The sequence below is a fragment of the Nocardioides sp. genome (genome assembly GCF_047607365.1).
Taxonomy (GTDB): Bacteria; Actinomycetota; Actinomycetes; order Propionibacteriales; family Nocardioidaceae; genus Nocardioides.
The window spans coordinates 1-22,168 of the sequence record NZ_JASGDD010000223.1 but is presented as its reverse complement, the minus strand read 5'-3'; the positions used below and the strand labels follow the sequence as shown (position 1 = coordinate 22,168).

The 22,168-nt window shown below is 71.7% G+C and carries 22 protein-coding genes and 2 tRNA genes; 15 read left to right on the top strand and 9 right to left on the bottom strand.

Features of this window, described 5'->3' with window-relative positions; all coding sequences use genetic code 11:
* The first annotated feature begins 61 nt into the window (after positions 1 to 61).
* Genes QM572_RS17440 through QM572_RS17405 form a run of 8 tightly spaced genes read left to right on the top strand, consistent with a single transcriptional unit; the run spans position 62 to position 6,750 of the window.
* Entirely contained in the window at positions 62 to 352 is a 291-nt protein-coding gene (locus QM572_RS17440) for a putative quinol monooxygenase (RefSeq protein ID WP_415095244.1), read from the top strand.
* Between the two features lie 4 nt (positions 353 to 356).
* Positions 357 to 1,352 (top strand): fumarylacetoacetate hydrolase family protein, encoded by a 996-nt coding sequence (locus tag QM572_RS17435; RefSeq protein WP_415095243.1) that lies wholly within the window; start codon positions 357 to 359, stop codon positions 1,350 to 1,352.
* On the top strand, positions 1,349 to 2,725 hold the full coding sequence (locus tag QM572_RS17430) for an NAD-dependent succinate-semialdehyde dehydrogenase (protein ID WP_415095242.1): 1,377 nt from the start codon (positions 1,349 to 1,351) through the stop codon (positions 2,723 to 2,725). Before QM572_RS17435 ends, QM572_RS17430 begins: the two co-directional genes overlap by 4 nt.
* A complete protein-coding gene (locus QM572_RS17425; RefSeq protein WP_415095241.1) occupies positions 2,725 to 3,234 on the top strand; it encodes a VOC family protein in 510 nt (169 codons plus the stop codon). The genes QM572_RS17430 and QM572_RS17425 overlap by 1 nt, the downstream gene beginning before the upstream one ends.
* Positions 3,231 to 4,004, top strand: coding sequence for an SDR family NAD(P)-dependent oxidoreductase (locus tag QM572_RS17420; RefSeq protein WP_415095240.1), 774 nt, complete (start codon positions 3,231 to 3,233; stop codon positions 4,002 to 4,004). The genes QM572_RS17425 and QM572_RS17420 overlap by 4 nt, the downstream gene beginning before the upstream one ends.
* A gap of 30 nt (positions 4,005 to 4,034) precedes the next feature.
* Positions 4,035 to 5,012 (top strand): VOC family protein, encoded by a 978-nt coding sequence (locus QM572_RS17415; protein WP_415095239.1) that lies wholly within the window; start codon positions 4,035 to 4,037, stop codon positions 5,010 to 5,012.
* A gap of 30 nt (positions 5,013 to 5,042) precedes the next feature.
* Positions 5,043 to 5,831, top strand: a complete 789-nt coding sequence (locus QM572_RS17410) for an SDR family NAD(P)-dependent oxidoreductase (RefSeq protein ID WP_415095238.1) — start codon at positions 5,043 to 5,045, stop codon at positions 5,829 to 5,831.
* A 7-nt stretch (positions 5,832 to 5,838) separates the two neighbouring features.
* The gene (locus tag QM572_RS17405) at positions 5,839 to 6,750 is read left to right on the top strand and encodes a fumarylacetoacetate hydrolase family protein (protein ID WP_415095237.1); all 912 of its coding nucleotides are present in this window, start codon (positions 5,839 to 5,841) and stop codon (positions 6,748 to 6,750) included.
* Positions 6,751 to 6,755: 5 nt separating this feature from the next.
* Here the strand turns inward: QM572_RS17405 and QM572_RS17400 are convergent, their stop codons facing one another.
* Complete coding sequence (locus QM572_RS17400; protein WP_415095236.1) at positions 6,756 to 7,676, bottom strand: LysR family transcriptional regulator; 921 nt, start codon at positions 7,674 to 7,676, stop codon at positions 6,756 to 6,758.
* Between the two features lie 38 nt (positions 7,677 to 7,714).
* On the opposite strand from QM572_RS17400, the gene QM572_RS17395 reads away from it, so the two are divergent.
* The 3 genes from QM572_RS17395 (at position 7,715) to QM572_RS17385 (ending at position 12,582) form a co-directional block, all read left to right on the top strand.
* Positions 7,715 to 8,662, top strand: coding sequence for a LysR family transcriptional regulator (locus QM572_RS17395; protein ID WP_415095235.1), 948 nt, complete (start codon positions 7,715 to 7,717; stop codon positions 8,660 to 8,662).
* Between the two features lie 105 nt (positions 8,663 to 8,767).
* Positions 8,768 to 11,308, top strand: coding sequence for a beta strand repeat-containing protein (locus QM572_RS17390; protein WP_415095234.1), 2,541 nt, complete (start codon positions 8,768 to 8,770; stop codon positions 11,306 to 11,308).
* A 125-nt stretch (positions 11,309 to 11,433) separates the two neighbouring features.
* Positions 11,434 to 12,582: an alpha/beta hydrolase family protein gene (locus tag QM572_RS17385; RefSeq protein ID WP_415095233.1), complete on the top strand. Its 1,149-nt coding sequence runs from the start codon at positions 11,434 to 11,436 to the stop codon at positions 12,580 to 12,582.
* 51 nt (positions 12,583 to 12,633) lie between these two features.
* Here QM572_RS17385 and QM572_RS17380 read toward each other — a convergent pair.
* The 5 genes from QM572_RS17380 to QM572_RS17360 form a co-directional block, all read right to left on the bottom strand.
* Positions 12,634 to 12,706 (bottom strand) — tRNA-Glu (locus tag QM572_RS17380).
* A 91-nt stretch (positions 12,707 to 12,797) separates the two neighbouring features.
* Positions 12,798 to 12,872 (bottom strand) — tRNA-Gln (locus QM572_RS17375).
* A 23-nt stretch (positions 12,873 to 12,895) separates the two neighbouring features.
* Positions 12,896 to 13,900 carry a lysostaphin resistance A-like protein gene (locus QM572_RS17370; protein ID WP_415095232.1) on the bottom strand — a complete coding sequence of 335 codons (1,005 nt, stop codon included), beginning with the start codon at positions 13,898 to 13,900 and terminating at the stop codon, positions 12,896 to 12,898.
* 3 nt (positions 13,901 to 13,903) lie between these two features.
* The gene (gene gltX / locus QM572_RS17365) at positions 13,904 to 15,373 is read right to left on the bottom strand and encodes a glutamate--tRNA ligase (protein WP_415095231.1); all 1,470 of its coding nucleotides are present in this window, start codon (positions 15,371 to 15,373) and stop codon (positions 13,904 to 13,906) included.
* 1 nt (position 15,374) lies between these two features.
* Positions 15,375 to 16,223, bottom strand: a complete 849-nt coding sequence (locus tag QM572_RS17360; protein ID WP_415095230.1) for a fumarylacetoacetate hydrolase family protein — start codon at positions 16,221 to 16,223, stop codon at positions 15,375 to 15,377.
* 30 nt (positions 16,224 to 16,253) lie between these two features.
* Between QM572_RS17360 and QM572_RS17355 the strand changes: the two genes are divergently transcribed.
* Positions 16,254 to 17,024: a 3-methyladenine DNA glycosylase gene (locus QM572_RS17355; RefSeq protein WP_415095229.1), complete on the top strand. Its 771-nt coding sequence runs from the start codon at positions 16,254 to 16,256 to the stop codon at positions 17,022 to 17,024.
* Here the strand turns inward: QM572_RS17355 and QM572_RS17350 are convergent.
* Genes QM572_RS17350 through QM572_RS17340 form a run of 3 tightly spaced genes read right to left on the bottom strand, consistent with a single transcriptional unit; the run spans position 16,990 to position 19,007 of the window.
* Positions 16,990 to 17,511, bottom strand: coding sequence for a hypothetical protein (locus QM572_RS17350; RefSeq protein ID WP_415095228.1), 522 nt, complete (start codon positions 17,509 to 17,511; stop codon positions 16,990 to 16,992). The two genes, QM572_RS17355 and QM572_RS17350, sit on opposite strands and share 35 nt — an antisense overlap.
* Positions 17,508 to 18,401: a class I SAM-dependent methyltransferase gene (locus tag QM572_RS17345; protein ID WP_415095227.1), complete on the bottom strand. Its 894-nt coding sequence runs from the start codon at positions 18,399 to 18,401 to the stop codon at positions 17,508 to 17,510. The genes QM572_RS17350 and QM572_RS17345 overlap by 4 nt, the downstream gene beginning before the upstream one ends.
* Positions 18,402 to 18,404: 3 nt before the next feature.
* Positions 18,405 to 19,007: a hypothetical protein gene (locus QM572_RS17340; protein ID WP_415095226.1), complete on the bottom strand. Its 603-nt coding sequence runs from the start codon at positions 19,005 to 19,007 to the stop codon at positions 18,405 to 18,407.
* A 51-nt stretch (positions 19,008 to 19,058) separates the two neighbouring features.
* Between QM572_RS17340 and QM572_RS17335 the strand changes: the two genes are divergently transcribed.
* Genes QM572_RS17335 through QM572_RS17325 form a run of 3 tightly spaced genes read left to right on the top strand, consistent with a single transcriptional unit; the run spans position 19,059 to position 22,064 of the window.
* A complete protein-coding gene (locus tag QM572_RS17335) occupies positions 19,059 to 19,466 on the top strand; it encodes a VOC family protein (RefSeq protein WP_415095225.1) in 408 nt (135 codons plus the stop codon).
* A 57-nt stretch (positions 19,467 to 19,523) separates the two neighbouring features.
* Positions 19,524 to 20,768 (top strand): biotin synthase BioB, encoded by a 1,245-nt coding sequence (bioB, locus tag QM572_RS17330; RefSeq protein ID WP_415095224.1) that lies wholly within the window; start codon positions 19,524 to 19,526, stop codon positions 20,766 to 20,768.
* An 18-nt stretch (positions 20,769 to 20,786) separates the two neighbouring features.
* The gene (locus QM572_RS17325) at positions 20,787 to 22,064 is read left to right on the top strand and encodes an adenosylmethionine--8-amino-7-oxononanoate transaminase (protein WP_415095223.1); all 1,278 of its coding nucleotides are present in this window, start codon (positions 20,787 to 20,789) and stop codon (positions 22,062 to 22,064) included.
* The last annotated feature ends 104 nt before the right edge of the window (positions 22,065 to 22,168 follow it).

Genomic DNA, 22,168 nt, shown 5'->3' with positions numbered 1-22,168 from the left:
GCTGCTCCCGCCCGACCTACGGTCGAGACGAACCCCCCACCACCACGCACAGGAGAACCCCATGCCCTACGTCGTCAGCGCCACCTGGACAGCCCAGGAGGGCAGCGAGTCGATCGTCCTCGACGCGATCGAGAAGCTGACGCCCCCGTCGCGCGAGGAGCCCGGCAACCTCTTCTACCAGGCCTTCCAGGACCCGGCCGAGCCGCTGGTCTTCCGGCTCTTCGAGATCTACGAGGACGAGGAGGCCTACGCCGCCCACGGCGCGTCCCCGCACTTCAAGGAGTTCGGCCTCGAGCAGGCCATCCCGGTGCTCGCCAACCGCGAGCGCGCGTTCTACGAGACGATCGGCTGACCTGATGAAGCTCGCCTCCTTCCGGCGTACCGCGGAGCCCGAGGGCACCCGGCATGTGGGCCTGGTCGTCGGCGACGACCGCGGCTGGTGGATCCACCCCTTTCCCGAGGGCACGGACCTCATCGAGCTGCTCGCCGCCGATCCGGAGCTCCGGGAGGAGGCGGGCGACGCCGCCGCGCAGGGCGACGGCCTGGCGGCCGCCGACGTGGTGCTCCTCGCGCCCGTCTACCCCGTCGCCATGCGCGACTTCCTCACCTTCGAGGCCCACGTCGACGGCATGGAGCGCGGCCACGGCAACCCGGGCGTGCCCGACGACTGGTTCGACGCGCCGGTCTTCCTGTTCATGGCCCCGCACGCCGTCACCGGCCCGTACGACGACATCCCCATGCCCCCGGACACCGAGCGCCTCGACTTCGAGCTCGAGATCGCCGCGGTGATCTGCCGCGACGTCCGCAACGTCACACCGGAGCAGGCGCGCGACGCCATCGGCGGCTACTGCGTCATGAACGACTGGTCCGCCCGCGACGTGCAGGGCAAGGAGATGCGGCTCAAGCTCGGCCCCTCCAAGGGCAAGGACTTCGCCACCACCATCGGGCCCTGGGTCGTCACCGCCGACGAGGTGGACCGCTTCCGCGACGAGGACGGCTTCCTCGACCTGGAGATGACCGTCAAGGTCAACGGCGAGCAGGTCGGCGAGGACCGCTCGGGCCACATGGGCTGGTCCTTCGAGCAGCTCGTCTCCCACGCCTCCCGCGCCTCATGGGTCAAGGCCGGGGAGGTGCTCGGCTCGGGCACCTGCGCGTCCGGGTCGCTGGCCGAGTCGTGGGGCCGCACCGGCAGCCTCACTCCGCCGCCCCTGCAGGTGGGCGACGTCGTCGAGATGTCGATCGCCCGGCTCGGGACGGTCCGCAACCGGGTGGTGGCCGACCCCGAGCTGGTGCCACCGGCCCCCCGCGCCCGCCGCCGGCTGGCCGCCGCCACCCCGGAGGTGGGGGCGTGAGCACGGTCGTCACCCGCAACCCCGCCACCGGCGAGGAGCTGCACCGCTACCCCGCCCACGACGAGGCCGCGATCGACGCCGCCCTGGAGCAGGCCCACGGCGCGTTCCTCGCCTGGCGCGCGGCGCCGCTCGCCGAGCGGCTCGACCTGCTCCGCCGGGTCGGCAAGCTCCTCACCGAGCGCCGCGAGACCTACGCCGCGCTGATCACCGCCGAGATGGGCAAGCCCCTCGGCGAGGCGCTCGGCGAGATCGACAAGTGCGCCTGGAACTGCGACGTCGTCGCCGACCTGGCGCCCGGCTGGCTGGCCGACCACGAGATCGCCTCCGGCGCGAGCCGGTCGTGGCTGTCGTACGAGCCGCTCGGCGTGGTGTTCGCCGTCATGCCCTGGAACTTCCCGTTCTGGCAGGTGCTCCGGTTCGCCAGCGCCGCCCTCAGCGCCGGGAACGCGGCGCTGCTCAAGCACAGTCCCGACGTCACCGGCTGCGCGCTGGCGATCGAGGAGCTCTTCGCCGACGCCGGCGCTCCCGCGGGCCTCTTCCGCTCCCTCGTCGTCGCGGCCGAGGACGTCCCCGAGGTGTCGCGACGCGTGGTCGAGGACCCCCGCGTCGCCGCCGTCACGCTGACCGGCTCCGAGCGCGCCGGCTCCTCGATCGCGGCCACCGCCGGCGCCGCGATCAAGAAGACCGTGCTCGAGCTCGGCGGCTCCGACCCGTTCGTGGTGCTCGCCGACGCCGACGTGGCGACGGCCGCCAGCACCGCCGTCAGGGCGCGGTTCAACAACGGCGGGCAGAGCTGTGTCTGCGCGAAGCGGTTCATCGTGCACGAGGACGTGGCCGAGGAGTTCGTCACCCGCTTCGTCGCCGGCGTCGCCGCGCTCCGGGTCGGCGACCCGACCGACCCGTCGACGACCGTCGGCCCGATGGCGCGAACGGACCTGCGCGACGCCATCCTCCGCCAGATCGAGGCGACCGTGGCGGCAGGCGCCGAGCTCGTCACCGGCGGCAGCGCCATCGACGCTCCGGGGGCCTTCGTCGAGCCCACCGTGCTCGACCACGTCACCCCCGGCATGACCGCCTTCGACGAGGAGACCTTCGGCCCGGTCGCGACCATCACCCGCGCGGCCGGCGACGACGAGGCGGTGGCACTGGCCAACGGCACCGACTTCGGCCTCGGCGCCTCGGTCTGGGGCGAGGCCGGGCACGCCCTCGCGGTCGGCCGCCGGATCCGCTCCGGAGCCCTGTTCGTCAACGCCATGGTCGCCTCCGACCCCCGGCTGCCGTTCGGCGGCACCGGCCGCAGCGGCTACGGCCGCGAGCTGTCCGCCGAAGGCGTCCGCGAGTTCACCAACGTCCGCACGATGGTGGTGGCCTGATGCCCGTTCCCGGCCGCGTCTTCGACCACGCCGGCCTCTCGGTCGCCGACCTCGAGGCGATGCGGGACTGGTACGCCGAGGCCCTCGGCATGACGGTCGAGTTCGGCTTCGAGCTCCCCGGTGGCCTGATGCGCGGCGCGATGCTGCACGCGCCGGCGCCGGACGGCGGCGAGGGCTTCCGCCTCGAGCTGCTCCACCGGAGCGACTCGGCCACCGGCCTCCAGGCGGCCAACCCGCTGGAGGCCGCGGCGACCCGCGGCTTCGGCCACCTCGCCTTCGACGTCCCCGACGTCGACAGCGCCTACGCCGCCCTGCTCGCGCTCGGCGCGACCGACCGGATGAGCCCGCGCCCCTCCCCCGAGCCCGGCGTCCGGATGGCCTACGTCGCCGATCCCGAGGGCAACCTGCTCGAGCTCCTCGACCGGGCCGCCGCCAAGGCCGCCGGCCGCTACGGCCGGGGCGAGGCGCACCACCTGGACGACCTGAACGACCTGGGAGACCCGTCATGACCGGACGACTGGACGGCAAGATCGCGCTCATCACCGGCGTCGGCGGCGGCATGGGCACCGTCGCCGCCCGGCGCTTCTGCGCCGAGGGCGCTCGCGTCGTCGGCTGCGACATCGACGTCGAGAGCGCGGCCGCGGCCGAGAAGCAGCTCCGCTCCGAGGGGCACGAGATCACGGTCATGGGCGGCGTCGACCTCGGCGACCCCGAGTCCGCCCGCGCCTGGGTGGACGACGCGGTGACGACGTACGACGGCATCGACGTCCTCTACAACAACGCCTCCACCCAGCGCTTCGCGCCGATCGAGGAGCTCTCGATCGAGGCCTGGGACTTCACCATGCGCAACGAGCTCGACCTCGTCTTCTACACGGTGAAGGCGGCCTGGCCGCACCTCAAGGCGTACGGCGGCGGCTCGATCATCAACGTGGGCTCGATCGCCGCGCTGCGCGGGGTGGAGTTCATGGCGCAGAACGCGCACTCGACGGCCAAGGGCGGCGTCATCGCGCTGACCCTGCAGCTCGTCGTCGAGGGCGGCCCCCACGGCATCCGGGCCAACGTGATCAGCCCCGGCATGACCGAGACCCCCAACACGGCCCCGCTGCTGGCCGATCCGCCGGAGCGGATGAAGCAGGTCGTCCTCGACCGGATCCCCCTGGGCCGCCACGGCCAGGCCGAGGACGTCGTCAACGCCGCGGTCTTCCTGGCCTCCGACGAGTCCTCGTGGATCAGCGGCACCAACATCGTGATCGACGGCGGCGCGTCCGTCCTCGGTTGAGCAGACGCACACAGAAGAAGGAGAAGAGACATGGGCGGACCGTCGGAATCCACCGAGTACAACGGGCACCTCAACGAGCACGGCATCACGCACCTGCGGCACGTCGACCTGGCGGTGCCGGACTTCGAGGTGCAGCGCAGCTTCTACCGCGACACCTGGGGCCTCACCGAGCAGGGCACCGACGGCGACCTCGTCTACTTCGCCGCCGAGGGCTCTCCGGAGCACCACATCGTCCGGCTGCGCAGGTCCGCCGAGAAGCGGCTGGACCTGCTGGCCTTCGGCGCCGAGAGCGCCGAGAAGGTCGACGCCCTCGCGCAGAGGCTCGCGAGCCAGGGCGTCCAGATCGCCGCCGAGCCGGACAAGCTGCAGACCGCGGGCGGCGGCTACGGCTTCCGGTTCTTCGACATCGACGGTCGCACCGTCGAGGTCAGCTCCGACGTCGAGACCCGCACCTACCGCGAGATCGAGGAGGGCGAGTCGATCCCGGTCCGGCTCTCCCACGCGGTGATGAACTCCAACGACCCCAACCGCACCCGCGACTTCTACGGAGGAGTCCTCGGGTTCAAGCTCTCGGACACGCTCTGGGGCGAGCACATGGGCGAGATGATGCACTTCATGCGGTGCAACGACTGGCACCACTCGCTCGCCATCGCCCGTGGCCCGCACACCGCGGTGCACCACGTGTCGTTCGAGCTGCGCGGCCTCGACGAGTACCTCTACGGCACCGGCCGCGTCATGCGCGCCGGGATCAAGAAGATCTGGGGCCCGGGCCGCCACCACGCGGGCAACAACACCTTCACCTACTTCCTCGACCCGAGCGGCAACACGATGGAGTACACCACCGAGCTCGAGCGGCTCACCACCGACGAGTGGCACCCGAGCGTGTACGACATCGCCGACCCGAACACGCAGGACCTGTGGGGCATCGCGGACCCGATGAGCGAGTTCATCGCGAAGGACTCCTTCAACGACCCCGACAAGGGCGTCTTCGTCGCTCCCCCGGTCTGACCGGACGATCGGACAGCGTGGTCTGAGCAGATGAGTGATCTGAGCGACAAGGTCGTCGTCGTCACCGGCGCAGCCCGGGGCCAGGGCGCGGAGGAGGTCCGTGCCCTGGCCGCGGCCGGCGCGACGGTGGTCGCGACCGACGTCCTCCCGTTCGAGGGCTTCGACGCGGAGGGCCAGGGCTGGGACGACGGCGGCGACGCCGTGGTCCGGCGCCACCTCGACGTGACCGACGCGGCGGCGTGGGCGGAGCTGGGCGACTGGCTCCGCACGACGTACGGCGAGGTGCACGGTCTGGTCAACAACGCCGGCGTGGCCGCGCGCGAGCGTCTCCCGCGGGTCTCCCTCGACGCCTGGGAGCGCACCTTCGCGATCAACGTGACCGGGCCGATGCTCGGCATCCAGGCACTCGTGCCGCTGATGCCGCCGGGGTCCTCGATCGTCAACATCTGCTCGGTGGCGGCGGTCTCCGGCCATGCCGCGGCGGCCTACACGGCGAGCAAGTGGGCGCTGCGCGGGCTGACCCGCTCGGCCTCCCTCGAGCTCGGCTCGACCCGCGGCATCCGGGTCAACGCCGTGATGCCGGGCCTGGTCGACACCCCGCTGATGGCCTCCGCGCCGCCGGCGTTCTTCGACGCGGCGCTCGCGGAGATCCCGCTGGGCCGGGTGGGCACCCCGGCCGACATCGCCCCGACGATCGTGTTCCTCGTCTCCGACGACGCCGCCTACTACAACGGCGCCGAGATCGTCATCGACGGCGGCATGGCGGCCCACGTGACGCACAAGCGGATCGCCGACGCGACCCGCCCCTCCCCCTCGTGAGGGCGTCATGAGACTCGCCACCGTCACCCGCCTCGGCAGCCCGCTCGCCGTCGTCGTCACCGACACCGCCGTCCACCCGATCGCCGGCCACACGGTCGAGGAGCTGATCGCGCTCGGCCTCCCCCGCGCCCTCGAGCTCGGTCGGCTCGCGCTCGCCGAGCCGGGAGTGCCGCTGACCGAGGCCGTCCTCCAGCTCCCCTACCGCCCGGCCGCGATCCGCGACTTCGTCACCTTCGAGTCCCACGTCGAGGGCGTGCGCCGCAGTGTCGAGGGGGCCTCCGGCGTACCGGAGGCGTGGTACGACGCGCCCACGTTCTACTTCACCAACCCCCACGCGCTCTACGGCCCCGGCGAGGCGGTCCCGCGACCGGCGACGTCTCGCGCGCTCGACTTCGAGCTCGAGGTCGGCGTGGTGCTCGGCGCCGGCGGCTCCTCGCTGAGCGAGAGCGAGGCGGAGGCCGCGATCTTCGGCTACACGATCGTCAACGACTGGTCGGCCCGCGACCTCCAGTCGCGCGAGATGCAGGTCGGGCTCGGCCCGGCGAAGGGCAAGGACTTCGCCACCAGCATCGGCCCGTGGATCGTCACCGCCGACGAGCTCACCGCGTACGCCGACGCCGACGGCCTCCTCGACCTGGACTGCGTCGTCGCCGTGAACGGCGTCGAGGTCGGCCACGACCGCCTCTCCCACATGGGCTGGACCTTCGCCCAGATGATCGCCTACGCCTCCCGCGACTCGCGCGTGGTGCCCGGCGACCTGCTCGCCTCCGGCACCACCGGGGGCGGTGGCTGCCTGGCCGAGCTCTGGGGACGCCGGGGCGAGCGGACCCCGCCGCCGCTGGAGCCGGGCGACGTGGTCACCATGACGGTCGAGCGCCTCGGCACGCTCCGCGGGTCCGTCGCCGGGTCCGCGGCCTGAGGACGTCAGTCGTGCTCGGGGTCTCGCAGCTCGGCGCCGATCTCGCGCAGGATCCCGAGCAGCCAGCGCAGGCCGGCCTCGTCGGTGGTCAGCGGGTGCCAGTGCGCGGCCTCGACCAGGGGCTGGACCTCCAGCGGCGTCTCCACGACCTGCAGCCCGAGCGTGGCGCCGGTCCGCCGCATGAGCCGCTCCGGCACGAAGGCGTACAGGTCGGTCTCGGCGACGAGGAACGGCAGCGCCAGGAGGCCCGGCGCCTGCACCCGCCGCCGAGGAGCGATCCCGGCCTCCGCGAGCGCGTCGTCGACCGGGGTCAGCACGCCGTCGCCGAAGGAGGCCGAGAGGTAGGGCCGCTCGGACATCTCCTCGAGCGAGAGCCGTCCGCCCGGGGGCTCCTCGCCGGCGCCGACCACGCACACGAAGCGGTCGCCGAAGACCGTCATCCGGTGTCCGGGGATGCCACGGCGGGCGCCGCCGATGATGAGGTCGCGACGCATCAGGTGCGTGCTCAGGTCCTCGCCGGGGATCGAGTCGAAGTCGAGCTCCACCCCGGGCGCCACCTCGGCCAGACGCTGCTCCAGCGGCGTGCCGATGACGAACATCGCGTAGTCCGAGGCGGAGATGGTGAAGCGCCGCGTGCTGGTGCCCGGGTCGAAGGCCCGCGACGCCTCGAGCGTGCGGCGCACCTGCCCGAGCGCCTCGCGCACCAGCGGCAGCAGCTCCTCGGCCGCGGGCGTCAGCAGGAAGCCCCGGCCGGAGCGGATCAGCAGCTCGTCGCCGGTGACCTTCCGGAGCCGGGTGAGCGTGCTGCTCATCGACGGCTGCGTCGTCCCGATCCGCTCGGCGGCGCGGGTGAGGTTCCGCTCGTCGAGGACCGCCTCCAGCGCGACCAGGAGGTTCAGGTCGATCTTGCGCAGGTCCACCGCCACGCCTCCGACCTTAGGACGTTCGTCTGTGAGGCCGTCCGGTGAGCCTGGCCGGGACGGACCTCAATCTCCTCGTCGCGCTGCAGGCGCTGCTCGAGGAGGGCAACGTGACGCGCGCGGGCCAGCGTGTCGGGATGACCCAGCCCGCGATGAGCTCGGCGCTGGGCAAGCTCCGCCGGCGGTACGGCGACGAGCTGCTCGTCAAGGTCGGGCGGGACTTCGAGCTCACTCCCCTGGCCCGTGCCCTGCTGCCGCAGGTGCAGCTGACCATGCCGATGGTCGAGCAGGCCTTCGGCCTGGACCAGCGGTTCGACCCGGCGGAGAGCCGGCGCCGCTTCGTCGTCGGGGCCTCGGACTACGCGATGGTGGTGCTCGGCCCGGTGCTGCGGCGGCGGCTGCGCCGGGAGGCGCCCGACGTCGTGATCGAGTGGCACCCGATGCCCCCGGACCTCATCTCCCGTCCGCAGTGCCTGGCCGACGCGGACGCGTTCATCGCCCCGCGCGGCCTGGGCCTCGACGCCCGCTCGGCCGACCTGTTCACCGACCGCTTCGTGCTGGTCGTGGATCCCGCCAATCCCGCGCTGCGCGAGGGCCGGATCGAGGCCGACCGGCTCCGCGACCTCGGCTGGGCCCGCGCCGAGCTGGGCGAGGACCACCTCAACCCGGCCGACCGGCGACTCTCCGAGCTGGGCATCGACCACGCCAGCGGGGTCACCACCCGCGGCTGGCTGCCGCTGTCCTTCCTCGTGCGGCACACCGAGCTCGTGGCGATCATGCCCGAGCGCCTGGCACGCATCACCGCCCGCCTGGCCGGCCTCGTCGTCGTACCGCCCCCGTTCCGCGAGGTGGTGCTGCCGGAGGCGCTGTGGTGGCACCCGCGCCGCGACCACGACCGGGGCCACCGCTGGCTGCGCGAGGTGCTCGTCGACGTCGTCGCGGAGCTCGACACTCCCGGGTCGCCTCCGCCGACGCATCGAAACGCGGCATAGGACCCATGCCGACGGAGTGACTTCCGTCACACCTGGAGGAGGGGCTTGTCTGAACGGGCACGACGCGGGCCCGGCCCGCACCCACCTCGATAGGAGCCCCACCCCATGTCACTCACCCCCTACCGGTCCAGGGCGGCACGCCTGGGCGTCGCCGGCGCCCTCGGCGGCCTGGCACTGGCCACGATCCCGCTCGCGGGCTCCGCGGTCGCCGCCTCGCCGGTCTCCTGCAGCGCGAGCAGCACCGTCTCCGGCGGCGTCCTCACCGTCGCCGACGGCGAGACCTGCACGGTCTCGCGCACCACCACCCTCGACAAGCTCGTCATCGCCGACGGCGGCTCGCTCGTCGCCCCCGACGGGTACGACGTCACCCTGACGGTCGACGGCGTCGAGCTCGGCCAGGCGTGGGACTCCATCACCGACTCCGAGGGCACGCTGCAGCCCGGCACCTACCAGGGCGCCGACGACGGCGGCGTGGTCCTGACGGTCACCACCCGGCACTCGGCCACCGGCCAGAGCCTGGTCTTCCCGATCCGGCAGTCGCTCTTCGTCGACTCCAGCGGCGTGGACGACGCGCAGTCGGTCGCCGCGAGCTGGCTGGGCGGCAGGCCCGGCGCCAGCAAGGCCACCAACTTCAAGGTCACCTCGAAGGGCTCGACCTTCAACGGCGTGTGGGTCGACGGCACCACCTACAAGCTGACCAGCCCGGTCCTGTCGATGACCGGCAACGGCCGCGACGACTTCGTGGCCGACGGGGCGGCGATCACCGGGACCAACGGCGCGAACCTCACCGTCGACGGCGGCGACATCGACACCACCGGCGTGGTGCGCACGGCCGTCATCGCCAACGGCGGCTCGAACGTGGTGGTGAAGAACACCGACATCGACGCCGCCGGCGGGACCCTGCCGAGCGACGCCGGGATCAGCGTGCAGTTCGACACCATGGTGCAGGCGCCCTGGATGCTCGGCATCGAGGGCACCAACCGGGCGACGCTGCTCATGGGCGACAGCACCAAGGCGTCCTACCTCAACAGCAGCATCACCGCTCAGGACTGGGGCGCGCTCTCCACCGACTCGGGCTCCAACGTGAAGCTCAACGCCTTCAACAGCAAGGTGGCCACGACGGACTCCGGCTACGGCACGTACGCGATCGGCGGCGCGACCGGCGAGTACCTCGGCACCGACTTCGACGTCGCCGACTACATCTCGATCTCGGCCAACGGCAGCAACGTCATCCACTTCGGCGACAGCGACGCCTCCGACGTCGCGGCGATCAACTCCGGCCAGTCCCTCGGCCTCAGCACCGCCGACCTCGCCTCCGTCACCGAGAGGAGCTCGACCCTCACCTCCAAGCGGATCGGCTTCATGACCTGGGCCGGCTCCAACACCGTCGACGTCGACGGTGGCACGAAGGTCAGCACCGCCGGGCCGGTGTTCGAGGACAAGGCCGAGACGGCCACCACGACCTACAACGTCACCGGCGACGACACCGAGGCCCCCTCGCTGAAGTCCGGCACCGGCGTCATCGTCCAGGTGATGAACCAGGACGACCCCTACCCGGCCACGAGCTACTCCGACCCGACCAGCGTGAGCCAGACCGCCAGCGACTCCTCGCTGCAGAGCTCCTCGCTGACCGCGCGGACCGACTCCAACCTCACCGGCGTCTCGGTCACCGGCGACTTCTTCAACGGCAGCACCAAGGCCAAGAACCTCGTCGTCAACCTCAGCGACAGCACCGTCAAGGGCCGGATCAGCTCGACCACGGCCAAGCACACCGGCACCGTCAACCCGGCCAACTACTGGAACATCGGCACGGTCGCCAACACCGTCTCCAGCCCGGTCAACGGCGGCGTCATCGCGGCGCTGACCGACGGCTCGACGTGGACGGTCACGGGGACGTCGTACCTCACGAAGCTCAGCGTGGACGCCACCTCGACGATCCGGGGCATCGGCGGCAAGGCGGTCACCATCACCCAGGGCGGCACCACCTACACCCCCGCCCAGTTGGTCGGGCAGACCATCACGGGCACCGACGAGGACCCGATCGAGGTCAGCGTCGCCGACGGCGCCGTCGCCTCGACGACGTCCGTCGCGGTCGCCAACACGACGTACGGCACCGCCGGCAGCGCCACGGTGAAGGTCCTCGACGCCGAGAGCGAGCCCGCCACGGGCACCGTGTCGATCGCCGTCGACGGGACCACGGTCGGCTCGGCCGACCTCGCCTCCGACGGCACCGCGACCGTCGCCCTGCCCGCGGGCCTCGGCGCCGGCCAGCACACCGTGACCGCGACGTACAACGGCAGCGACGCCACGGCCACCTCGTCGGGGTCGGCCACCTTCACCGTCGCCAAGGCGGCCTCGACCTCGAAGCTGACGCTCGCGGCCTCGAAGATCAAGAAGGGCAAGAGGGTCAAGGCCACCATCGCGGTCTCCTCCTCGGCGACCCCCACCGGCGTGGTCAAGGTCTACCAGGGCTCGAAGGTGCTCAAGAGCTACACACTGGCGGCCTCCGCCAACGGCAAGCTGACCGTCACCCTGCCGAAGTTCAAGAAGACCGGCACCTACCGGCTCCGGGTCGTGTACGCCGGCTCGGCGAACGTCGCCGGATCGACCAGCGGCACCGTGACCCTCAAGGTCAAGAAGAAGTAGCGGCACCCCGTCCCCACACCCCGATCCCCGGTCCGCATCCTGCGCGCCGGGGATCGGCGTCGTGTATGGCGGGCATCCGCAACGTCACGTTCCCCCGCCATGTGACCGGCGGCACAGTGGGGGCCATGTTCGAGTACTTCACCGGTCCCAAATACGTCTGGAACCTCGGCGTCTGCGCGACGCTCAACAACGGCGGCGCGATCGACGAGGTGGACCGCGCCTGTCGGCCCGCCCGCGAGGCGGCCGACGTCGACTCGGGCAGCCGGATCTTCATGGAGTCGTGGAAGGCGGTCGCCGACCAGGTCGCCGACCAGGCCCGCGCCTCCGAGGCCGCCGGGCACCTGCGCACCGCCGGCCAGCAGTGGTACCGCTCGGGCCTCTACGTCTGCCAGGCCGAGCGGATGCTCTCGAACACCGACCCCGGCCGGCGCGCGTTCTACCAGCAGGCCCTCGACGCCTTCGGACGTGTCTTCGAGCTGGCCGATCCGGCCACCTCGCGGGTCGAGATCCCCTTCGAGGGGACCACGCTGCCGGCGTACTTCTCCAACGCCAGCACGAACGGCGAGCCGGTGCCGTGCATCATCATGTGGAACGGCCTGGACTCCACCAAGGAGCACATGTACACCTCGGGCTGGGCCCAGGAGATGCGCGCGCGGGGCGTCTCGGTGCTGATGATCGACAACCCCGGCTCCGGCGAGGCGCTCCGCTTCCAAGACCTGAAGTCGCGGATCGAGTCCGAGGACTGGGCGAGCGCCCAGGTCGACTGGCTGGAGTCGCGCGACGACGTCGACAACGACAGGATCGGCCTGGTCGGCTGGTCGCTCGGCGGCTACTACGTGCCGCGTGCCGCGGCGTTCGAGAAGCGGATCAAGCTCATCGCCGTCTGGGGCGCCAACCACGACTGGGGCGAGGTGCAGCGCAAGCGACTCCAGCGCGAGGGCGAGAACCCCGTCCCGCACTACTGGGAGCACGTGCTCTGGGTCTGGGGCTTCGACGACGTCGAGAAGTTCATCGAGTACGCCGAGGGCGTCAACCTCGACGGCGTGGTGGAGCAGGTCACCGTCCCGTTCCTCATCGCCCACGGCGCGAACGACCGGCAGATCTCGGTCGACTACGCCCATCGCTCCTACGACCAGGCGGTCAACTCCCCCAAGCGCCAGCTGCGGATCTTCACCGTGGAGGAGGGCGCCGCCGAGCACGTCGGCCTCGACCACATGCCCCACATCAACGCCTTCGTCGCCGACTGGGTGAGCGACACCCTCGCCGAGCTCTAGACCGGGAAGCAGAAGGGCCCCAGCCGATCGGCTGAGGCCCTTCTTCGCGCGTACCCCCGACCGGATTCGAACCGGCGCTACCTGCGTGAGAGGCAGGCGTGCTAGGCCGCTACACAACGGGGGCGTTGCCACATCTCTGCGACTGGTGAACCTTAGCGAGACGCCTCGTTTCACACCAAATCCCCGCCTTCGGTTGCCCGAGCTGCGGGGATCTGTGGCTGGTCTACTAGGACTCGAACCTAGAATAACTGAACCAGAATCAGTCGTGTTGCCAATTACACCATAGACCAATGAGCGGGCCGATCAGCGCCGTTCAGCGGCCCGACGAGGTCATCGGCAGGCCGGGTGGAAACCTTACAGGGGCGCGACGGACGACTCCAAAACGTGGTCCGACGAGCGCGACCAGGCCGAGGTAGACCAGCGACTGCGTGAGCGTGGTGACGATCAGCCACCAGCTCCCGGTGGCGTCGGTGAGAGCCGAGGTGATGTCGCCGAACGCCAGCGCGAGCGCGTACGCGACCACGTTGTTGAGCACGTGCATCGCGATCCCCGCCTCGAGTCCTCCGGTGAGGATGACGAGCACGCCCGCCACGATGCCGAACGCGAACCGGTCGAGGAAGACCGGCACCTCCTGCCCGAGGCCGTGGGCGAGGCCGAAGAGCAGCGCCGGCAGCAGGACGCCGACGAGCCGGCCGAGCGCTCGCGAGCGGGTCGCCGCCCAGCCGCCCCAGGCCTGGGTCAGGTAGCCGCGGAAGACGAACTCCTCCCCCGCCGCCTGCAGCGGGGTGAGCAGGACGACCACCGCGACGAAGCCGAGGGTCTGCGAGGTGAAGGCGTTGAGCGAGCCCCCCAGGTCGGCGTCGCCGCCGTCGTCGGGGAGCAGCAGCGACACGGCCAGGGTGAGGATCAGCGTGACCAGCGACAGCCCGAGGCAGACGAGCAGCCAGCGCCACCGGAGGCGGCCGACGACCGAGAGCAGCCACCGCGGCGAGAGCCGGCCGTGCATCAGCCAGGTCACGAGGATCGCCGCCCCGATGGCGGCGGCGAGACCGATGTCGGTGTAGGCCAGGTTGCCGGGAGTGACGGGGTCGAGGCTGAAGAAGTCCGTGATCCGGTCGGAGTCGGCGCCGCCGGCGATCAGCCCGAGCGTGAACGGGATCGCGACGAGGATCGGGAGCCCGACGAACAGCACGAGCAGCGCACCGGTGCCTACCGAGGTCCGCCAGAGGGCGACCTTCCCCACGTGATGGAGCTCCTGGTACTCGACGTCGGTGTGCACCCGTGCGTCACCGGCCGCCGTGGTCGCCCCGATCGCCACGGGTCAGCCGAGCGCGGCCTGCAGCCGGACGAGCGAGCGCTCGCGGCCGAGCAGCTCGAGCGACTCGAAGAGCGGCGGGCTGATCCGGCGCCCGGTGACGGCGACGCGCACCGGGCCGAAGGCGACCCGCGGCTTGAGGCCCATCTCCTCGACCAGCGCGCCCTGCAGCGCGTCGCTGATCTGCGCGGCCGACCAGATCCCGAGGCCGCGCAGGGCGTCGAGGGCCGCCTGGACGACGGCCTGGCCCTCGTCGGTGTCGACCAGCTTCTCCCGGTCGGCGGGGTCGAGTGCGAAGTCCTCGTCGGCGACGAAGAGGAAGCCGAGCATGTCGCCGACCTCGGTGAGCTTGTTGACCCGCTCGGCGACGAAGGGCATCGCGAGCTCGAGCAGCTGCTGGTCGGCCGGTGAGACCGGATCCGTGAGCACGCCGGAGGCCTTGAGGAACGGCAGCGCGCGGTTGGTGATCTCCTCGACCGACAGCATCCGCAGGTGGGAGGTGTTGATCGCGTCGCACTTCTTGGTGTCGAAGCGGGCCGGGTTGGGGTTCACGTCCCGGATGTCGAACGCCTCGACCATCTCCTCGAGCGTGAACACGTCGCGGTCCGCGGCGATCGCCCAGCCGAGCAGCGCGAGGTAGTTGAGCAGCCCCTCCGGCAGGTAGCCGTTGTCGCGGTAGGCCCACAGGTGCGACTGCGGGTCGCGCTTGGAGAGCTTCTTGTTGCCCTCGCCCATGATGAGCGGCAGGTGGCCGAAGGCCGGGACCGCCTTGGAGACGCCGAGGTCCACGAGCGCCTCGTGCAGGGGGATCTGCCGCGGCGTGCTGGACAGGAGGTCCTCGCCGCGCAGCACGTGGGTGATCTCCATCAGCGCGTCGTCGACCGGGTTGACCAGCGTGTAGAGCGGGTCGCCGTTCGCGCGGCAGAGCGCGAAGTCCGGCACGTACTGCGTCTCGAAGGTGACCTCGCCGCGGACGAGGTCGTCCCAGGTGATCGAGCCGTCGGGCATCCGGAAGCGGACGACCGGCCGGCGGCCGGCGGCGAGGAAGGCGTCGAGCTGCTCGGGGGTGAGGTCACGGCAGAAGCCGTCGTACCCCATCTGCTTGGAGCCGCTCTCGAGACGCCGGGCGGCGACCTCGTCGGTGGTGCAGTAGCAGTCGTAGGTGTAGCTGGAGTCCGCGAGCCTGGCGAGGACGTCGCGGTAGAGCTCGGTGCGCTCGGACTGGCGGTAGGGGGCGTGCGGGCCGCCGACCAGCGGGCCCTCGTCCCAGTCGAGGCCGAGCCACTGGAGGGTGCCGACCATCGCCTCGTAGGACTCCTCGGTGCTGCGCTCCTTGTCGGTGTCCTCGATCCGGAAGACGAAGGTGCCGCCGTGGTGGCGGGCGAAGGCCCAGTTGTAGAGCGCCGCGCGGGCGAAGCCGACGTGGGGCGAGCCGGTCGGCGAGGGGCAGAAGCGGACGCGGACGGGGGTGGGCATGTCAGGCCTTCTTGACGACGGGGTTGGTGAGGGCGCCGAGGTACGACGAGGTCACCTCGACCTCGTCGCCCGGCTGCATCGGGCCGACCCCCGCGGGGGTGCCGGTGAGGATGACGTCGCCGGGCAGGAGGGTCATCGCGGCGGTGACGTGCTCGATGATCCGGGGGAGGTCGAAGATGAGGTCGGCGGTGGTGCCGTCCTGCTTGAGGTCGCCCTCGAGGTAGGTCTTGAGGTCGATGCCGCTGGCGACCGTGTCGAGGCCGATCTCGGTGTCGATCCACGGGCCGAGCGGGCAGAAGGAGTCGAAGCCCTTCGCCCGGCTCCACTGGCCGTCCCTGGTCTGCAGGTCGCGGGCGCTCACGTCGTTGGCGAGGGTGAGGCCGAAGATGACGTCCTTGGCCTTCGCGGCCGGGACGTCCTTGCAGATCCGGCCGATGACCACCGCCAGCTCGCCCTCGAAGTCGACCCGCTCGGACTGCGACGGGTAGACGATCGGGTCGCCGGGGCCGACGACCGAGGTGTTGGGCTTGAGGAAGAAGAGCGGCTCCTTCGGGGCATCGCTCGTGCCGCCGCCCGTGACGTCCTTCATCTCGGCGACGTGGTCGGCGTAGTTCTTGCCGATCGCGACCACCTTGCTGCGCGGGATGACGGGCGCGAGCAGCCGCACGTCGGCGTACGGGATCGTCTGCTCGGTCGGGACGATGCCGACGTACAGCGGATCCCCTGCCAGCACCACGATCGCGGCGTCGTCCTCGGGCTGCCCGAACTGGTCGAGCTCGCCCGTGATCACCCCGAACTGCGGGTCGGCGCCGGCACTGGTGTCGCGGGGGATGAATCTGGCGATGCGCACCAGGGCAGCCTATCGACCTACGCTTCCGCCATGGATTCGGCGGCCGCGCACCGCGCGCGCCTGCGCCCGTACGTCGAGCCGCATCTCGCCCGCCGTGCCGCCGGGGTGAGGCACCCGGTGCACGACTTCCTGTTCACCTACTACTCCTTCCGGCCCGCACAGCTGCTGCGCTGGTCGGCGGGGTCGCAGGTGCTGCCCACGGAGAAGCGGCCGCTCGTGGCGGCGCTGCGGCGGCTGCTGGCCGCGACCGCCGGGCGGGAGGGGAACTTCGGCTGCTTCGGGATGCACGAGTGGGCGATGGTCTACCGCTCGGAGGAGAACGGCACCCGGCATCCCGTGCCCCTGCGGTTGGGTGGCGCGGCCACCGACACCGTCGTGGAGTCTCACCGGCTGCAGTGCTCGCACTTCGACGCCTTCCGCTTCTTCACCCCGCAGGCGGTCCCGCTCAACACCGTCTCGCCAGGGCCCAGCGACCGTGAGGAGTTCGAGCAGCCGGCCTGTCTGCACGGCACCATGGACCTCTACAAGCACGCCTTCCGGCTCGCCGGCCTGATCCCGTCCGATCTGATCGCGGATGCCTTCGAGCTGGCGTGGGACGTCCGCGTGCTGGACATGCGGGCGGCGCCGTACGACATGACGGGGACGGTCCTCGACCCGACCGGCGAGGCGTGGACCCCGGTCCGCGTCGAGACCGCCGACGGCAAGGCCGCGTACGCCGAGGCCCAGCGCGCCTTCGCCACCCGAGCCGCCCCGATCCGCGCCCGCCTCATCGCCGAGTGCGACCGCCTTCTCTCGACGTAGCCGGCCGGTTCATCAGCGGCTCGACCAACAGGACGGCCGCGACGCCGAGGACGACGGCGGCCGCGAGCAGCGGGGCCGGAGAGGCGGCCACCCCGACGGCCGCGGCGAGCACGGCAACAGGTGGCCTGACGAGCGTGCAGGGCCCGAGGATCAGCGTCATCGCGAGGTACCTCTGACGCCAGCCCAGCAGCCCGTAGGCGGCCAGGGCGAGGGAGACCACGACGGCGTACGGGGCGAGGACCATCAGCATCGAGCGGCCGACGTGGGTCACGTCCGCACCCGAGACGCGCCCGGCGGCCGAGCCGACGGACACGAGGACCGAGGCCGGCACGAGCAGCGCGGCGACCATGCCCACGCCGGTGGCGGCCGCGCGGACGTCCCGGGCGCGGTGGCGGACGAGACCGGTGCGCCCGAAGGACGCGCGGAGGCCGCTGCAGGCTCCGTCGGCCAGCGCCAGGACGACGAAGGCCGCCACCACCGCCGTCATCGCCACCCCACCACGGGCCGAAGCACGTCCAGGGCACGTGGATGCCAGGGCGAGCCCTCGAGGATCTCCGCGCGGAAGCGGGGCGCGGCGGTCCGCGCGGCCTCCAGCAGCACGGACGCCGGATGAGCCCGCCGGGCCGACATCACGCCGTCGTGGCGCGACACCGCCTCGCGCATGCGCGCCTGGTGGAACACCCACGCGCCCAGCGTCGACCACCGGCAGGGAGCGATGTCCCAGTGCGCGAAGCCGGCGAACCCGGAGGCCTCGTGCGCGGCGAAGAAGCGGCGCAGCTCGGGGACGTCCAGGTGATGGAGCAGGCCGGAGGAGATCACGACGGACCGGGACGGGTCGACGTCGAGCAGCGCGAGGTCGAAGGCGTCGCCGTGCACGAACCGGACGTCCAGCTCCTCGACCGCCGCGAGCCGCCGCGCCTCCTCGACCAGCGCGCCATTGAGGTCGACCCCGACGAGCCGCACGTCGCGCGGGAACCAGCCGTACGCCGCCGCCGACCGCAGCACGTGCCCGAGCCCGCACCCGACGTCGACGACCGTGAGCCGCTCCCGCCCGGAGGAGCGCATCCGCTCCAGCGGCTCACTCAGCAGCGCGGCGACCCGCCGGGCCAGCTGCAGCTCCTCACCGAGCCGCGAGAGCTCGCGATGGATCCGCAGCATCAGGCCGCGCACGTAGGCCTCGTCGACCACGCCGTCCGCGTGCGGCATCCGCGCGACCAGGGCGGCGGCACGCCGCTGCCCGCGGGACGCGAGAGCCTTGATCGCCTCGTCCCGCCGCACCTCGCCCCGTACGCCGGCGTCGTCGGTCGGCCACAGCAGGTCGGTGATCTCCAGCAGATCCGGGCGCACCGGCTCGCCCCGGCCGGAGGGCTTGGGCACGCCCTAGCGGGACTGGAGGGCGTCGAGGCCGACGCACATGGCGGCGATGACGCGCCAGTCGACGGCCGCGGCGGCCTCGTCGGTGAGGTAGAGGGTGTAGTGGTCCCGGAAGAGGGTGGTCTTCTGGTACTTGCCGACCTTCGCGCCCGAGGCGTCGATGAAGTCGAAGTGGTAGCGGAAGAAGACGAGCACGAACTCGAAGAGGTCCCCGACGAACGGGATGAGGCCGGCGTACCGGCGCAGGACGGCCAGCGTCTTGTTGCTCTCGGTCACGCCGAGCACGGTGATGCCGTTGGCGTCCTGGACCTGCCACGAGCTCGCCACCAGCGACTTCTTGAACTCCTTCTTGAAGCCGCCGACCCGCACGCCCTGCACGTCGTCGACGAAGTACTGCCCGTGCACGTCGAAGACCTTCTCGGCCCGCAGCGTGAACGTCTCCTCAGCCTTCGACTCGTCGGTGTAGAAGTGCAGCTCCTCCTTGAACTTGAACCGCTTCTGCTGCGCGAACGCGGCCATGCCGGCGCGCTCGCCCGCGTTGGTGCCGTAGACGCGGTACTTGTTGACGAAGGCGGTCAACTTCTGCTCGACGAAGAGGCGTGGCTGCACGTCGGCAGGCTAACAGCGCAGCGGCGCGGGTGGACGTGGCACGCTGGAGGAATGGAGCAGCGGATCAGCTTCCTCACGCTCGCGGTGCGCGACCTGGCGGCGACGCGGGCGTTCTACGTCGACGGGCTCGGGTGGACCCCGGAGTTCGAGGACGGCGAGGAGGTGATCATGATCCGCGCCGGTGAGCGGCTGATCCTCTCCCTCTGGGACCGCGCGGCGTTCGCCGAGGAGGTGGGCGCTCAGCCCGGCGACGGCGTCCCGCCCCTCACCATCGCGCACAACGTCGCCACGACGGCCGAGGTGGACGAGATCCTGGCGCTCGCGGCGAGCATCGGCGCCGAGGTCAGCGCCGGGCAGCAGCGGGTGTGGGGCGGCTACACCGGCTACTTCGCCGACCCCGACGGCTTCCGCTGGGAGGTCGCCTACAACCCGAGTCCGCTCGGGGAGTCGGTGCTGTAGCCTGAGCGGCGTTCCAGAACACCGTTCAGGTCAGGTTCCAGGTCAGGAGTGCCGCCCATGACGACCACCCAGCTCAGCCAGCTCTCGGGGCTCGCGTTCGACGAGCTCGCGAGCCGGATCCTCGCCGGCGGCGAGGCCACGCCCGAGGAGGCGGTGGCGGTCCTGCGGGCCAGCGACGTCGACCTCATGTACGTCGTCGCGGCGGCCGGGCGCCTGCGCCGGCAGCACTTCGGCAACACCGTCAAGGTCAACTACCTGGTCAACCTGAAGTCGGGGCTGTGCCCGGAGAACTGCAACTACTGTTCGCAGGCCATCGGGTCCGAGGCCCCCATCCTCAAGTACTCCTACCTCTCCAAGGACGAGACGCTCAAGCAGGCCGGAGCCGGCCTGCGCGGCGGCGCGACCCGCGTCTGCATGGTCTCCTCGGGCCGCGGCCCCTCCAACCGCGACATCGACAAGGTCGTGGAGATGACCGAGGCCCTCAAGGAGACCTACGACGGCGTCGAGGTCTGCGCGTGCCTCGGTCTGCTCAAGGACGGCCAGGCCGAGAAGCTCAAGGCGGCCGGCGTCGACGCCTACAACCACAACATCAACACCGCCGAGTCCCACCACGACAACATCGTCCAGACCCACACCTACGACGACCGGGTGGACACGATCGGCAAGGCCAAGAGCGCCGGCCTCTCCCCCTGCTCGGGCCTGATCGCCGGTCTCGGCGAGAGCGACGAGCAGCTCGTCGAGGCGCTCTTCGCGCTCAAGGAGCTCGACGCCGACTCCATCCCGGTCAACTTCCTGATGCCGTTCGACGGCACGCCGTACGAGAACACCTGGGAGCTCTCCCCCACCCGCTGCGTGAAGATCCTCGCGATGGCGCGCTTCGTCGCCCCCGACAAGGAGATCCGCATCGCCGGCGGCCGCGAGATGCACCTGCGCTCGATGCAGGCCACCGCGCTGCACGTGGCCAACTCGATCTTCCTCGGCGACTACCTCACCTCCGAGGGCCAGTCGGCGCTGGACGACCTGCACATGCTCCGCGACAACGGCTTCTCGATCCTCGGCCTCGACGAGGCCGGCTTCGCCGAGCTGATCGCGACCCACGAGGCCAGCGCGGCCGACACCGCCCACCGCGCCCACGCAGTGACCACGACCCCGTGCGGCTCCAGCGCAGGGACGGGCTGCGGCGACGGCTGCGGAGGCTGCTCGATCGCTGCCTCGGCCCCCGCCTCCGCCCCGACCGTCGTCGAGACCAACCCGACGATCCGACGCCGCGGCGCCGGCACCGAGGTCCCGGCGAACGCCTGACCCGCCCCGGCGACCACGATGTCCGAGCTCCACTCACCCGAGGACCTGCTGGCCTTCGACCGCGAGCACCTCTGGCATCCCTACACCTCGATGACCGAGCCGACCCCGGTCCGGCTCGTCACCGCGGCGCGTGGCACCCGGCTCACCGTCGACGGCCACGAGGTCGTCGACGCGATGAGCTCGTGGTGGGCCGCGATCCACGGCTACGCGGTGCCCGAGCTCGACGCCGCGCTCCGAGCGCAGGTGGGCGACTTCGCGCACGTCATGTTCGGCGGTCTCACCCACGCACCGGCGATCCGGCTGGCCGAACGGCTCGTCGCGATGACCCCCGCGCCCCTGGAACGGGTGTTCCTCGCCGACTCCGGCTCGGTCAGCGTCGAGGTGGCGATGAAGATGGCGCTGCAGCTCCAGCGCGGCGAGGGCCATCCCGGCAGGACGCGCTTCCTGACCCTGCGCGGCGGCTACCACGGCGACACCTTCCACCCCATGAGCGTCACCGACCCCGACGGCGGCATGCACGCCATGTGGGGCGGCCTGCTCCCCCGGCACGTCTTCGCGGACACCCCGCCGGCGCCCGGCGGCGACGTGGAGGCGTGGGCCTCCGGCGTACGCCGTCTGGCGGCCGCGCACGCGGACGAGCTCGCCGGGATCATCGTCGAGCCGCTGCTCCAGGGGGCGGGCGGGATGCGGCCCTACGACGCCGCCTGCCTGAGCGTGCTCCGCGAGGTCGCCGACGAGCACGGCCTGGTGCTGGTCTTCGACGAGATCGCGACCGGCTTCGGCCGCACCGGGCACCTCTTCGTCTCCGAGCTCGTGACACCGGACGTCCTCTGCCTCGGCAAGGCGCTGACCGGCGGCTACCTCACGCTCGCCGCCGTGCTCACCACCGACCGGATCGCCCGGGGCATCTCGGCCTCGGAGTCGGGCGTGCTCATGCACGGCCCGACGTTCATGGGCAACCCGCTCGCCTGCGCCGTCGCGCTGGCCAGCCTCGACCTGCTCGAGTCCCGCGACTGGAAGGCCGACGTCACCCGGATCGGATCCCGACTGGCGACGGGCCTCGAGCCGCTGCGCGACGCATCCGGCGTCGCCGGCGTGCGCACCCTCGGCGCGGTCGGCGTCGTCCAGCTCGACCACCCGGTGGACGTCGTCGCCGCGACCGAGGCGGCGCTCGACGCGGGGGTCTGGATCCGCCCGTTCCGCGACCTGATCTACGCCATGCCGCCGTACGCCGTCAGCGACGCCGACCTCGACCTCATCGTCCACGCGATCGGTCAGGCGGTGAAGGCCGGATGAGCGGGCATCCCGGGGAGCGGGGCGTCTGGACCAAACGCCGGCGCGGCGCAGGCCTCGCGCCGCAGCATCGGCTTCACCAAGCAGGACAATTCGACCGACGCGAT